This window comes from Vibrio tritonius (genome assembly GCF_001547935.1).
Taxonomy (GTDB): Bacteria; Pseudomonadota; Gammaproteobacteria; order Enterobacterales; family Vibrionaceae; genus Vibrio; species Vibrio tritonius.
Genome location: NZ_AP014636.1, coordinates 1,466,620 through 1,478,968, shown reverse-complemented (window position 1 = coordinate 1,478,968; position 12,349 = coordinate 1,466,620). Strand labels below are relative to the sequence as shown.

Below are 12,349 nucleotides of genomic sequence, written 5' to 3'. Positions count from 1 at the left end.
AAACAGTGTGTTGAGGTTACTTGGGTATACACTGGAAGGATTCTAAAAAATGAAAATACTTGTCGATACCCATACTCACACCTACGCGAGTGGACATGCTTACAGCACGATTATTGAAAATGCTCGCAGTGCCAACGAACGCGGGTTGGAAATGTTTTGTACCACAGATCATGCTCAGTCTATGCCTGATGCGCCTCACCCTTGGTTTTTCGGTAACCAAAAGATGTTGCCTCGATTTCTCGAGGGCGTCGCGCTTATCCGAGGCGTTGAAGCGAATATTCTGAACCTGGCTGGAGATATTGATATTCCGCCTCAAATTGAACTGCGCCTCGATTGGATGATCGGTAGCCTGCATGAGCCAGTGCTCGTTCCGAGTACCAAACCAGAACACACTCAAATGCTCATTAATGCTATTGAACAAGGAAGAATTGATGCATTGGGTCATCTCGGAAATCCACGTTTTGATTTTGACTTTGAGGCGGTAATAGAGAGTGCCGCCAAACATCATGTTGCCATTGAAATTAACAACAGCAGTTTGGAAGGTCAGAGCCGAGTCGGTAGTAAAGAGCGCTGTTATGCGATTGCAGAAGTGGCGAAGCAAGCGGGCGCTTACATTACAACCGGCAGTGACGCGCATTTCTGTACCTATATTGGTGGGTTTGAGTCAGCACTGCCGTTACTGGAAAGTGTAGGGGTTGATGAAGATAAGGTAATAACTCGTTCTGCTCGTGATTTTTTGAACTTTTTGCGCTTGCGTGGCCATGAACCAATTGAGGAATTTGAACTACACTTTTGAGGTTACTTGGGTATATGACTGACAATCAGGAACTTTGTTTAAGTCATGGTGAGTAAAAAATAATAAGGAATGTTTAATGATAAGAGCAATGACCGTGTTTCTCATTGGTATCACGATGGCCTCAAATGTCTGGGCTCATGGTGATTTAGGTGACACGATGAAGCAAATGAAGTCAGCCTTTCGTGATGCAGCACAAGCCAAAAGTGTGGCTAGTATGAAAGCTGCGGTGGCGGACCTTTCCACGCTAGTTGAGCAATCAAAACATCATGAATATGATGGTGATGATTTGGCGGCTTACCATAAAGGGCTGCAAGAGTTAACTCAGGCGCTCGATACGGTACAAAGCGATCTGGATAATAATCAGCTTGAACAAGCAAAAAACGATTTACGAAAAGTGGATGATTTACGTCGTGAGTACCACAGAAAGACACGTTGATGTAATCTCACGATACGATGAAAGATGTAATGGCCAACGTTGGATGTTGGCCTTACAGCCTCAGCGTTCCGCTTCTTGGTAGAGTTCAAGTGGCAAGCCGTCAGGGTCTTGGAAAAAGGTAAAACAGCGTTCTGTATATGGGTCAATACGAATCGGCTCTACTTCAATCCCTAAGCTTTCCAATCGTTGCTTTTCTTCTGCCACATTGTCGACTACAAAAGCGAGATGACGCAAACCTTGTGCTTCTGGATGGTTAGGGCGTACTGGTGGATTAGGGAAGGAAAACAGCTCAATTTGGCTGCCGTCAGGTAAGGCCAAATCCAATTTATAGGATTGACGAGTTTCGCGAAAATGCTCGCTGATGACGGTTAATCCCAATACTTGTGTGTAAAACTCTTTCGAACGTTGATAATCAGAGCAAATGATCGCAACGTGATGAAAACGTTTAAGCATATTACTTATCCTTAGCGAGTAATTTGGGTTGCACATTGGCTATCACGTAGTCGATAAACACTCTTAAGCGCGCAGGCATGTATTTGGTTTGTGGGTATTGCATGGCGACCGCCCCGTGATAGTTACTTTTGATTGTCCATGTGGGTAACACTTGCACCACTTCGCCAGCACTTAAGGCATCTTGTACCACAAAGTCGTGGAAGATCCCGATCCCTAAGCCATATTTAACCCCATTGAGGCGCATCTGTGATTGATTAACGGCGTAACGACCTGAAATTGCGACCGTATGAAACTCATCATCTTTTAAAAAGTCCCACACATGGTCTTTCGCGTTTTCTGCTAGGTATAGGCAGTCATGCTGGCTGAGCTCGATAGGGTGAGCTGGGTGACCTCTACGCTGCAAATAGTCAGGGCTCGCACAAAGAACTAAGTTGGTTTTGCATAGCTCTTTTAATACCAAGCTCTCATCCGGCTTATCGGTAAGCTTAAACGCGATATCAATGTTGTTGCGGAATAAGTCTATCTGACCATCTGCCGCACGAAGCTTGAGTTCAATGTGCGGATATTGTTGCAGAAAAGGCAGCACGAAAGGTTGTAGCACTGAATTTAGAAAGGCTTCAGGTGCGGCGACAGTCAACGCACCTGAAGGCTCACTATGATCATGGTGAGATAACTCAATCGCTTGTTGGGCCGCATTGACCATGACCAAGCATTGGTCGTAAATCTGTTGGCCCGCTTGAGTGATATGCAGTTGCCGAGTAGAGCGTTCAAATAATTTTACCGACAATGCTTTTTCTAGGCGTGTAATCAGTTTACTTAACGCTGATGGAGTGACACCTAATTGATGAGCAGCACCAGTAAAGCTGCCTTCATTAACCACCAATATAAAACTGGCAAGGTCAGGCAGTAACGCGATTAATTTTGGATGAACCATATTGTGTGGTGTAAAGGTTTACACTTGTCTATTTATTATAAGTAGAGCGGACTTTCGCAGATAAAACTTATCATTGCAATTGTCTTGTTCTATGTGTCAATAACTTATGCTAAAAGTCCGATCGCCCTCAATTTACGGTACAAAGTATTGCGACTAATTCCTAATTGCTTCGCTGTTTGACTCACATTGCCACGATGGGCATGAAACGTTTCAATCAATTGGTTATCTAGAGTATGACGCAAGGTTTGAGCTGGGGGAACGGAATTGAGCTGATCGTGATTAGGTTTTAGTAAATGAACAACGTTGGTGGGCAGATGCTCAAGTTTGAGCTCATTTTCCTCGCTAGCGAGTAAACACGCCACTTTCATCACATTATCGAGTTCACGTAAGTTACCCGGCCAAGAGTAGAGTTCGAGTTTTTTATGCAGCTGTGTGGATATTGTTTGTGTACATTTACGGTATTTTCTATGCAGTTCAGTGATAAGTGCACTGCGATCAGAGCGTTCACGTAATGCTGGTAGAGTGAGCACCAAACCATTGAGGCGGTAATAGAGGTCTTGACGAAAAGTTCCCGCTTCGACGGCTTTTTCTAGAGATTGATGAGTCGCAGCAATGATTTGCAGGTGAACCGGATACTCTTTGGTGCAGCCAACCGGTACTACGACTTTATCTTGTAGTACTTGCAGTAAACGACTTTGTGCTTCTAAAGGCATATCACCGATTTCATCAAGAAACAGAATGCCATTATCTGCTGCGCGAATTTTCCCTGCATAGCCTTTATTGCTGGCGCCAGTAAAGGCACCAGGGGCATAACCAAATAGCTCAGATTCAATCAATTCACTGGCCAGCGCGGCACAGTTAACGCTAATGAGTGGCTGTTTTGCATTGCTATGTTGGTGTAACGCCTTCACGAACTCGCCTTTGCCCACACCGGTTTCGCCCATCAATAAAATAGGAATATCGTGATTGAGCAATTTCGTTGCCTGTTGCCATGCCTTTTCAACGGATGCATCGCCAAAGTGCAAATGAGTACTTGATACTGGCGTTTTCCCCCTTACTTTGGGGGCATTGTTGTTCATGGTGTGGCTTTCGTAAATGACTCGACGAGGGACCTGCTCTATGACTTGGTCGAGATCGACGCCCAACAAATGTTTTTGCTCCAGTAAATGCGTTGCAATAGGGTTATAAGCCATCACTTTGCCATCTTGATCAGCGATCACTATGCCTTGCCAACCGCTATGAATCAGGGTGGGATCGAGCGCTAAATCGATGCGGGTAACGCCGTTTGGCAAAGAGGAAATTAGATGGTTTTCAATTAACTGCACCATGTTTTGTACTAGCACTTGCAATGTAATGTCATGTTTTTGCTGCTCACTGGTGATATCAAGAATACCCACGGTGGTTCCTTGGTAATCCTGAATTGGGCTAGCGGAACAGCTGATAAATTGATGCTGGCGAATGTAATGTTGTTCACCGATGACAGAAATAGGTCTAGATTCAATTAATGCCGTACCGATAGCGTTGGTGCCTTTGAGCTTCTCTTGCCAACAGCAGCCACTGTCGAGGGCGATTTGCAATAGTTGTTCACGAAAATGAGACTGTCCCCAAGATGAGAGAATAACGCCATCGGCATCGGTCAGAATTAGGCGACTGTCGGTATGAGAGCATATTTGATTGAATAGAGGGAGAACGAATTGCTCAACAGCCTCAATCATGGTCGTTGCTCGCCATTGCCTCTCTTTCAGTTCGTAATTCGGCAGACGAATCGCATCGGGCAGTCGACGTTGGATGAGTCCCGCCTCTTTACTGCGCTCCCAAGATGAGCTGAGCCAATCCTTATTATTGGGTTGAATTTGCATAAGTGTTCCACCTTGTCACAGTGACACTGTTCCATTTTGGAACAGATGAACAATGGCAGGCAGTCCATTCAGTTAAGTTCATCTGTTCGGTGTGGGTTTTTAATTATTTGTTAATCATATCGTTACAACTTATTAACAACAAGGTAAATAATCTTGGCTTGTGATTTGCGTTGTATCTTTTGTGAGCGCTGCAAATAAAGCGCGGTATGTACCCATAACATGAATGAGAAAGTGGAAAGGATAGAACCATGATTTATGCTCAACCAGGAACTGCAAAAGCGATTTTCAATTTCAAATCACATTACGATAATTTCATTGGGGGACAATGGGTTAAGCCGGTAGGTGGCGAATATTTTGACAATATCTCACCGGTTAATGGGCAAGTCTATTGTCAGGTCGCCCGTTCAGATAAAGGCGATATTGAACTAGCCCTAGATGCTGCGCACGAAGCGCGTACCACTTGGTCTAAAACCAGTGTGACAGAACGCGCCAATTTATTGCTTAAACTAGCCGACCGTATTGAACAGCATTTGGAAACCTTGGCTTACGTCGAAACTTGGGAAAATGGCAAGCCCATTCGTGAGACGCTCGCTGCTGATCTCCCTTTAGTCGTTGACCACTTCCGTTACTTTGCTGGTTGTATCCGAGCGCAAGAAGGATCCATCGGAGAGATTGACGACAAGACTACCGCTTATCACTTCCATGAGCCCATTGGCGTGGTAGGGCAAATTATTCCATGGAACTTCCCTATGTTGATGGCTGCGTGGAAATTAGCACCTGCACTTGCGGCTGGCTGCTGCGTGGTGATGAAACCTGCCGAGCAAACCCCCGTGTCTATTTTGATCTTGATGGAAACGATTCAAGATCTTCTACCACCAGGTGTGGTGAACGTTGTTAATGGTTTTGGTACTGAGGCTGGGCAAGCTCTGGCAACCAGCCGTCGAATTAATAAATTGGCCTTTACTGGTTCAACTTCCGTTGGCAACCATATCCTCAAATGTGCTGCAGACAGCCTCATCCCATCGACTGTTGAGCTAGGTGGTAAATCGCCAAATATTTACTTTGCCGATGTGTTTGAGCACGAAGATGCGTATTTGGAAAAATGCTTAGAAGGTACGTTGTTAGGTTTCTTCAACCAAGGAGAAGTGTGTACCTGTCCATCACGGGTATTGGTGCAAGAATCGGTCTACGAGAAATTTGTAGATAAGTTAGCAGAACGTGCCAAATTGATTCGCCAAGGTAACCCATTAGACACTGACGTTCAGGTTGGGGCTCAAGCATCTGAAGAGCAATATGAAAAAATTCTAAGCTATCTTGAAATTGGTCGTAATGAAGGGGCAAAAGTGATCTTCGGTGGTGATAAGGCTGAGCAAAGTGGCGAGATCAGCAATGGTTATTATGTGCAACCCACCATGTTGGCAGGTCACAATAAAATGCGCGTTTTCCAAGAGGAAATTTTTGGCCCTGTGATTGCGATTACCACTTTCAAAGATGAAGCTGAAGCACTCGCGATTGCGAATGATACCGAATATGGCCTCGGAGCTGGCGTTTGGACTCGTGATGCTAACCTTGCGTATCGCATGGGGCGTGGTATCGAAGCCGGACGTGTATGGATCAACTGTTACCATATGTATCCTGCGCATGCGGCGTTCGGCGGCTATAAGAAATCCGGTATCGGTCGTGAAACCCATAAGATGATGTTGGGGCACTATCAAAACACCAAAAACCTACTCATCAGCTACGATGTGAATCCACTCGGATTTTTCTAGCGTTCTAATGAGTTGAACCAAAGGGCGGCGCAATGCCACCTGCTGTTATTCCAACCGCTGACTTGATTTGGTCAGCGGTTTTTTTGCCTCAAAGTGTACCTTAATATCCATTTGTTCCTCATATTCACAAATACTTTTCCGCAGCACAGGATAATCGCTTGTGATGGCATGGATTACACTTAACACAATGAACACCACCATTGAAAAATGGCGGGTAATAGAACTTGGTATCTCAAAAAGGAACATGCAATGTCTTCTGCCTTTTATCAACAGATCCGTAATCAGCTTGAGGAAGTCAAAGCTGAAGGACTGTACAAATCAGAACGAATCATCACTTCTTCGCAACAAGCAGCGGTTCAAATCTCCACTGGAGAGGAAGTTTTAAACTTCTGTGCCAATAACTATCTTGGGCTGGCGAACCATCCTGCGCTGATTGAAGCGGCAAAAGAGGGGATGGATGAGCATGGTTTTGGTATGGCATCGGTTCGTTTTATTTGTGGTACACAAGACGCGCATAAAGCGCTGGAGAAAAAACTCTCAGCCTTCCTCGGTAAAGAAGATACTATTCTTTACACCTCATGTTTTGATGCCAACACGGGGTTGTTTGAAACTCTACTTGATCAAAACGATGCGATCATTTCTGATGCATTGAACCACGCGTCGATCATTGATGGGGTTCGTTTGTGTAAAGCACAACGTTACCGCTATGCCAACAACGATATGTCACAGTTGGAAGAACAATTGATTGCGGCCGATAAAGCGGGTGTACGTCATAAACTTATCGTGACAGACGGTGTGTTCTCAATGGATGGTGTGGTCGCTAACCTGCCTGCTATTTGTGACCTTGCAGATAAATACCATGCGTTAGTGATGGTGGATGATTCTCACGCCGTCGGTTTTATGGGCGCGAACGGTCGCGGTACTCACGAATATCATGATGTGATTGACCGCATCGATATCATTACCGGTACGCTGGGTAAAGCGATGGGCGGCGCTTCTGGCGGTTACACTGCTGGTAAAAAAGAGGTGATTGACTGGTTACGTCAACGCTCTCGCCCTTATTTGTTCTCTAACTCGGTAGCGCCAGCGATCGTGTCGGCATCGCTACGTGTACTCGATCTATTAAGTGAAAGTGATGACTTGCGTGCCCACCTATGGGACAACGCAGCGCATTTTCGCACTCGTATGACAGACGCAGGCTTTACGCTTGCGGGCGCTGACCACGCAATCATTCCAATCATGTTGGGTGATGCGAAAGTGGCGGCCGAATTTGCTGAACGCGCTTTAGCCAAAGGCATTTATGTTGTCGGGTTCTCATTCCCAGTGGTACCAAAAGGTCAGGCACGTATCCGTACCCAAATGTCTGCGGCACACAGCCGTGAGCAGTTGGATAAGGCGATTGATGCCTTTATTGAAGTGGGTAAAGAGATGGGCATTATTTAAGGCGTAATCACATGAAAATTAAAGCATTAGCCAAATTAAAACGTGAACAGGGTATCTGGATGACCGAAGTGGACAAGCCAGAACCAGGTCACAATGATTTGTTAATCAAAATTCGTAAAACCGCGATTTGTGGCACCGACGTGCATATCTACAACTGGGATGAATGGTCACAAAATACCATCCCTGTTCCTATGGTGGTTGGCCACGAATACGTAGGTGAAGTTGTTGCGGTGGGTTCTGATGTGCGTGGTTTCTCGGTTGGTGATCGCGTCTCTGGCGAAGGTCATATTACCTGTGGTCATTGCCGTAACTGTCGTGGTGGCCGTACTCACCTTTGTCGTAACACCGTTGGTGTGGGGGTAAACCGCACTGGCGCTTTTTCCGAATACCTAGTGATTCCAGCGTTTAACGCATTCAAAATTCCAGCGGGTATTTCTGATGATCTTGCCTCTATCTTTGACCCATTTGGTAATGCAGTGCACACCGCATTGTCGTTTGATCTCGTGGGTGAAGATGTCTTAATCACTGGTGCTGGCCCAATTGGTATCATGGCGGCCGCTGTCGCTAAACACGTTGGTGCTCGCCATGTTGTGATTACGGATGTGAACGAATATCGCCTAGAACTCGCTCGTAAAATGGGCGTGACTCGTGCGGTTAACGTTGCCAATGAGAAACTGGAAGATGTGATGAAAGAGCTAGGTATGACCGAAGGCTTTGATGTTGGTCTTGAGATGTCTGGCGTACCAAGTGCATTCAGTTCAATGCTAACAACCATGAACCATGGTGGCCGTATTGCGCTATTGGGTATTCCACCATCAGATATGGCGATCGATTGGACTCAAGTGATTTTCAAAGGCTTGGTCATTAAAGGCATTTACGGTCGTGAAATGTTCGAAACGTGGTACAAGATGGCAAGCCTGATCCAATCTGGTTTGGATCTTACCCTAATCATTACGCACCACTTTAGTATCGATGATTTCCAACAAGGCTTTGACACCATGCGCAGCGGCGCATCGGGTAAAGTGATTCTTGATTGGCAATAAGTGGTTCAGTGCCATATTTACAAAACGAAAGCGCCCAATGGGCGCTTTTTGTTTGGCAAAAAACTAGATGTTCACCCGATAAAGCTCATTGATGGGCTTTTCGACGAAATAGTGCCAGATATGTTTGTATGCGGCATGTTGATTAGGGAAGGGAGCAAGTTCTAGGGCTTCTTGTAAACTGCACCATTTGTATTCGGTATGCTCGTCGTTAAGCGTGACATTTTGATTGGCTGGGCACAGCACGGCAAAGACGGGAATCAGTTCAATAAGGTTGGCACTATCAACGTAGAACTGCTCTAGAAACTGCGCGTTATATAAATGAGTTACTTGAATCTGAGTTTCTTCAGAAAACTCACGCACAATCGCATCAACCCCGGTTTCTCCCGCTTCGATTGAGCCTGCAACGTGACACCAAAAGCCACCTTTTACTCGTTTCATTAGCAGCAGTTTCATTTCACCATCAATTTGTGATAATGCCACGCCGGAAACAACGGTGGTATTCACTTTGATCATTGATCTTTTCCTTCACTTTTCGTCGTTCGTTTGTTCATGTAGTTGGCAAGCATCTTGGCAGGCAAGTGCTCACTCTCATTGAGTGCTTGATAAACACCTGCTTGATCTTCTGGGCTTAGGTGTAGCTCTAGTTTTTCTTTGGCCTGAATGTCATCAATCACAATTTTAAATCCGACAATCGCTTGAGGCTGCTTGGCATTCAGTTCATCCGACATTACTTCTGGATTACTCAGTAAGCTAGGCTAATATTGTCTGATAAATTGGTCTAACTCGTTTATAGATAATTAGTCGGGAAATATATTGTTCGAAGTCGATTCCTTTGGCTTGAAAACCGACCAAGCTATAGTGGATGCCAATAATGACTTTTGTTGGGCAATCCGTAAAGTGCTTATTTAGTAGTAATGTACTGATTATTTTGGGAAAACAGTGTTGCTAAAGGGATGTTTTTTAAATAACAAAAATGTCGGTTCTGTCACACATGTTAATTGTTTTTACTAGTTGCGTATAATTTGTGATTCTATACTATTCTTGAATAACCAAGGAAACCGTCGTGCTAATGCGAATGTGTAAGGGCTGAAAGGGGTCGTATGTTTTTTAACAAGAAAAGAAATGAGCAATCAATCTTAGAAGAACAAAATTTTGCTCTCAATGACATTCGCGAAAGTTTAGAGCAGGATATGCTCAGGTTTTCTTTGGATGTCAATGGTAAGATAACATCCGTTAACGCAAATGTGACTCAAGAACTGCAGTTAGCTGAGAGAGATGTTGTCGGTAGGAGCATTACGGATTTGGTGCCGCAAGATGCTCGCGATACAGAGCATTTCAAAAGAGCTGCTGACGCCATAAGAGAGCAAAAACACTGGAACGGTGCCTTTCAGATTTTAAAAGGGAATAACGAAGAAGGGTGGTTACGAGCAATCCTTCATCCAGTTAAGAGCAGCGATAATAAGTTAAAAAGTTTTATTATGTTGGCTTCCGAGCTAACTCGAACGATTGGGCGTTCTCGCGCTCAGCAAGATATGGTGGTAGCGATTAATCGCTCAATGGCGGTTATCGAATTCAATTTGGATGGCACCATCGTGACAGCTAATGACAACTTTTTGTCCGCTGTTGGATATCGCTTAAATGACATTGTTGGTAAGCACCATCGTATTTTTTGTGAAAGTGAAGAAGCTGAGTCAGCTGCGTACCGAGACTTCTGGAAAAAATTGGGTTCTGGTCAATTTGTTTCGGGACGTTTTAAGCGTGTAGATGCCCATGGACAGGAACTATGGCTAGAAGCTTCGTATAACCCGATTCATGATGATAGTGGCAAGTTGTATAAAGTGGTTAAATTTGCATCACTTATCACCGATCAAGTTGCTCAAGAGCAGTCGGCGAGAGATGCTGCAAATATGGCTCGCTCTATCTCTCAAGAGACGAGAAGCCAAACGGAGCATGGTGAGGAAATCATCGTCTCAACCGTGAAGCACATGGAAGAGCTTTCTGAACTGATGGATAGTGCAAAAGGTGCAATTGATGCGCTTAATGAGCACTCACAAAAAATCAGTGAATTAGTAAAAAGTATCAGTGGTATCGCTGATCAAACCAATCTGTTGGCTCTTAATGCGGCTATTGAAGCGGCTCGTGCCGGTGAGCAAGGACGTGGATTTGCTGTTGTTGCCGATGAAGTTCGTCAATTAGCGTCTCGAACTAATACGACAACAGAGCAGATCGTTGCTATGGTGTCGGAAAACCTCCAAAAAACACAGAGCGCGGTGGGGTTAATTTCTAAGTGTGAAGATCAAGCGAATGAAAGCCTCACACTCTCACGAGAAGCTGGGGACGTGATTAAGGATATTCAAAACGGCGCAGATCAAGTTGTTAGTATGATTAGTGACCTTAACAAAACGATGTAGGTAATGCTCTTGGATCTACCAAAGCGCCCAATGGGCGCTTTTTGTTTTTTATCACGTTAAATTTTGCAATAGACCATTGCCTATCGCTAGTGCTTATGATGTAGATTACTCATCTGCATTAGGGAATTGCATCGCGGTGTCTATTTCAGAATTGAGAGTTAATGCGACGGATCTAACAGTGAGTTTTTGACCTTTGCTATCGGTAATGCGGAAATCGTAAGGTCCAACACCAAAACCGTCATTCTTAACAAAATAGTTGTAAGGTTGGCGAGTGACTTCAGTGAAACTCTCTCCCGAGCCGCTAATACGATATTCTAATTTGGTAATGGGATATTTATGGTCACGAACTTGAATCCCCGTCCACCACTGACTTGACCCCTCTTTGAAATAGAGCTTCATATTTTTGTCATTAGGGTCTGCAATATAATGCCAAGAAATCGGAATAATACCGGTTTCAATTGCTGCAATTTGAGCAAATGCCTTTTGGTCTAAATCGATAGACCCTTTGGCGCACTCCGGACATTGATCATCAATTCGAACAATGACAGTTTGGTTCGTATCGGTATTGGTTACTTGAGCGAATCCGCCGCAAGCTTGAGAGTTGTTATAGTCTGTTTTGTTCATCGCTGCGGTGTAGATAGAAGAGTCAGGGACAGGAAAACTGCAATTACCACCGCCACCATAACCATAGAAGGTTCCTTTACCGGTATGGGTAGTTTCAGCAGCGTTAACACCTACGCTCAAAACCGCTAAGCCAACTGTGGTACATAACATGGATAATTTCATCATAACCTCTTACATGTGTTTGAGTGATATATGTGTCAATTACACATATTTATATAGTTTCATATGTAAGTGTGATAGTTATGGATGAAGGCAAGTCAAAAATCAGTATTGATTGTGTTAAGAGCATGCGCTTTGGGAAACGTATTCAAGAATTAAAGTAACGTTATACCCAAGTAACCTCAAGATGCGGTTTCAGCGAGAATGTATTCGCTCATAGGCAAGGCACCGATTTGAATACCTAGTTATTCTACGTAGAAAATCGGTAACGCAGCATAGGAGCGAATACAACTCGCCCTTTGGGAGCTCATCAACAAGCCCATTTCAGCGCCCAATGACGTTGAAAGGGAATGACCATTCCTTCCGTCATTGAGCTTGACCTGTGCTTGTTGATGAAGCTCTGAAGTCTGCATCTTGAGGTC

Annotated in this window: 13 protein-coding genes and 1 pseudogene; 7 read left to right on the top strand and 7 right to left on the bottom strand. The window is 44.6% G+C overall.

What is annotated here, in order from left to right:
- Positions 1-49: 49 nt before the first annotated feature.
- Positions 50-796: a phosphatase gene (locus JCM16456_RS21890; protein WP_068718473.1), complete on the top strand. Its 747-nt coding sequence runs from the start codon at positions 50-52 to the stop codon at positions 794-796.
- 76 nt (positions 797-872) lie between these two features.
- Positions 873-1,232 (top strand): cytochrome b562, encoded by a 360-nt coding sequence (locus JCM16456_RS21885; RefSeq protein ID WP_068718471.1) that lies wholly within the window; start codon positions 873-875, stop codon positions 1,230-1,232.
- A 60-nt stretch (positions 1,233-1,292) separates the two neighbouring features.
- Here JCM16456_RS21885 and gloA2 read toward each other — a convergent pair whose 3' ends face one another.
- From gloA2 to JCM16456_RS21870, 3 genes are all read right to left on the bottom strand, one after another.
- Entirely contained in the window at positions 1,293-1,685 is a 393-nt protein-coding gene (gloA2, locus tag JCM16456_RS21880; RefSeq protein WP_068718469.1) for an SMU1112c/YaeR family gloxylase I-like metalloprotein, read from the bottom strand.
- Between the two features lies 1 nt (position 1,686).
- A complete protein-coding gene (locus JCM16456_RS21875) occupies positions 1,687-2,619 on the bottom strand; it encodes a LysR family transcriptional regulator (protein ID WP_068718467.1) in 933 nt (310 codons plus the stop codon).
- A gap of 104 nt (positions 2,620-2,723) precedes the next feature.
- Positions 2,724-4,478, bottom strand: a complete 1,755-nt coding sequence (locus JCM16456_RS21870; RefSeq protein WP_068718465.1) for a sigma-54-dependent Fis family transcriptional regulator — start codon at positions 4,476-4,478, stop codon at positions 2,724-2,726.
- A 248-nt stretch (positions 4,479-4,726) separates the two neighbouring features.
- Between JCM16456_RS21870 and exaC the strand changes: the two genes are divergently transcribed.
- From exaC to tdh, 3 genes are all read left to right on the top strand, one after another.
- Positions 4,727-6,247 (top strand): acetaldehyde dehydrogenase ExaC, encoded by a 1,521-nt coding sequence (gene exaC, locus JCM16456_RS21865; protein ID WP_068718463.1) that lies wholly within the window; start codon positions 4,727-4,729, stop codon positions 6,245-6,247.
- Between the two features lie 249 nt (positions 6,248-6,496).
- The gene (locus JCM16456_RS21860; RefSeq protein ID WP_068718461.1) at positions 6,497-7,690 is read left to right on the top strand and encodes a glycine C-acetyltransferase; all 1,194 of its coding nucleotides are present in this window, start codon (positions 6,497-6,499) and stop codon (positions 7,688-7,690) included.
- A gap of 11 nt (positions 7,691-7,701) precedes the next feature.
- A complete protein-coding gene (gene tdh / locus JCM16456_RS21855) occupies positions 7,702-8,733 on the top strand; it encodes an L-threonine 3-dehydrogenase (RefSeq protein WP_068718458.1) in 1,032 nt (343 codons plus the stop codon).
- A 63-nt stretch (positions 8,734-8,796) separates the two neighbouring features.
- Here the strand turns inward: tdh and JCM16456_RS21850 are convergent, their stop codons facing one another.
- Both JCM16456_RS21850 and JCM16456_RS21845 read right to left on the bottom strand, forming a co-directional pair.
- The gene (locus JCM16456_RS21850) at positions 8,797-9,246 is read right to left on the bottom strand and encodes an NUDIX hydrolase (RefSeq protein WP_068718456.1); all 450 of its coding nucleotides are present in this window, start codon (positions 9,244-9,246) and stop codon (positions 8,797-8,799) included.
- Positions 9,243-9,461: a hypothetical protein gene (locus JCM16456_RS21845; RefSeq protein ID WP_068718455.1), complete on the bottom strand. Its 219-nt coding sequence runs from the start codon at positions 9,459-9,461 to the stop codon at positions 9,243-9,245. The genes JCM16456_RS21850 and JCM16456_RS21845 overlap by 4 nt, the downstream gene beginning before the upstream one ends.
- Before the next feature lie 372 nt (positions 9,462-9,833).
- Between JCM16456_RS21845 and JCM16456_RS24520 the strand changes: the two are divergent.
- A pseudogene (locus JCM16456_RS24520) lies at positions 9,834-10,607 on the top strand (PAS domain-containing protein); the annotation flags it as partial.
- 33 nt (positions 10,608-10,640) lie between these two features.
- On the top strand, positions 10,641-11,144 hold the full coding sequence (locus JCM16456_RS24515) for a methyl-accepting chemotaxis protein (protein WP_231894483.1): 504 nt from the start codon (positions 10,641-10,643) through the stop codon (positions 11,142-11,144).
- A gap of 105 nt (positions 11,145-11,249) precedes the next feature.
- On the opposite strand, the gene JCM16456_RS21835 is transcribed toward JCM16456_RS24515, so the two are convergent.
- Together JCM16456_RS21835 and JCM16456_RS23940 are read right to left on the bottom strand one after the other, a co-directional pair.
- Positions 11,250-11,933 (bottom strand): expansin EXLX1 family cellulose-binding protein, encoded by a 684-nt coding sequence (locus tag JCM16456_RS21835; RefSeq protein ID WP_082712413.1) that lies wholly within the window; start codon positions 11,931-11,933, stop codon positions 11,250-11,252.
- Positions 11,934-12,172: 239 nt separating this feature from the next.
- Positions 12,173-12,340, bottom strand: a complete 168-nt coding sequence (locus JCM16456_RS23940) for a hypothetical protein (RefSeq protein WP_156430590.1) — start codon at positions 12,338-12,340, stop codon at positions 12,173-12,175.
- Positions 12,341-12,349: the final 9 nt, after the last annotated feature.

Coding starts and splice junctions, on each gene's coding strand:
- JCM16456_RS21890 (WP_068718473.1), top strand. CDS start 50: ATGAAAATACTTGTCGATACCCATACTCACACCTACGCGAGTGGACAT.
- JCM16456_RS21885 (WP_068718471.1), top strand. CDS start 873: ATGATAAGAGCAATGACCGTGTTTCTCATTGGTATCACGATGGCCTCA.
- gloA2 (WP_068718469.1), bottom strand. CDS start 1,685: ATGCTTAAACGTTTTCATCACGTTGCGATCATTTGCTCTGATTATCAA.
- JCM16456_RS21875 (WP_068718467.1), bottom strand. CDS start 2,619: ATGGTTCATCCAAAATTAATCGCGTTACTGCCTGACCTTGCCAGTTTT.
- JCM16456_RS21870 (WP_068718465.1), bottom strand. CDS start 4,478: ATGCAAATTCAACCCAATAATAAGGATTGGCTCAGCTCATCTTGGGAG.
- exaC (WP_068718463.1), top strand. CDS start 4,727: ATGATTTATGCTCAACCAGGAACTGCAAAAGCGATTTTCAATTTCAAA.
- JCM16456_RS21860 (WP_068718461.1), top strand. CDS start 6,497: ATGTCTTCTGCCTTTTATCAACAGATCCGTAATCAGCTTGAGGAAGTC.
- tdh (WP_068718458.1), top strand. CDS start 7,702: ATGAAAATTAAAGCATTAGCCAAATTAAAACGTGAACAGGGTATCTGG.
- JCM16456_RS21850 (WP_068718456.1), bottom strand. CDS start 9,246: ATGATCAAAGTGAATACCACCGTTGTTTCCGGCGTGGCATTATCACAA.
- JCM16456_RS21845 (WP_068718455.1), bottom strand. CDS start 9,461: ATGTCGGATGAACTGAATGCCAAGCAGCCTCAAGCGATTGTCGGATTT.
- JCM16456_RS24515 (WP_231894483.1), top strand. CDS start 10,641: ATGGCTCGCTCTATCTCTCAAGAGACGAGAAGCCAAACGGAGCATGGT.
- JCM16456_RS21835 (WP_082712413.1), bottom strand. CDS start 11,933: ATGATGAAATTATCCATGTTATGTACCACAGTTGGCTTAGCGGTTTTG.
- JCM16456_RS23940 (WP_156430590.1), bottom strand. CDS start 12,340: ATGCAGACTTCAGAGCTTCATCAACAAGCACAGGTCAAGCTCAATGAC.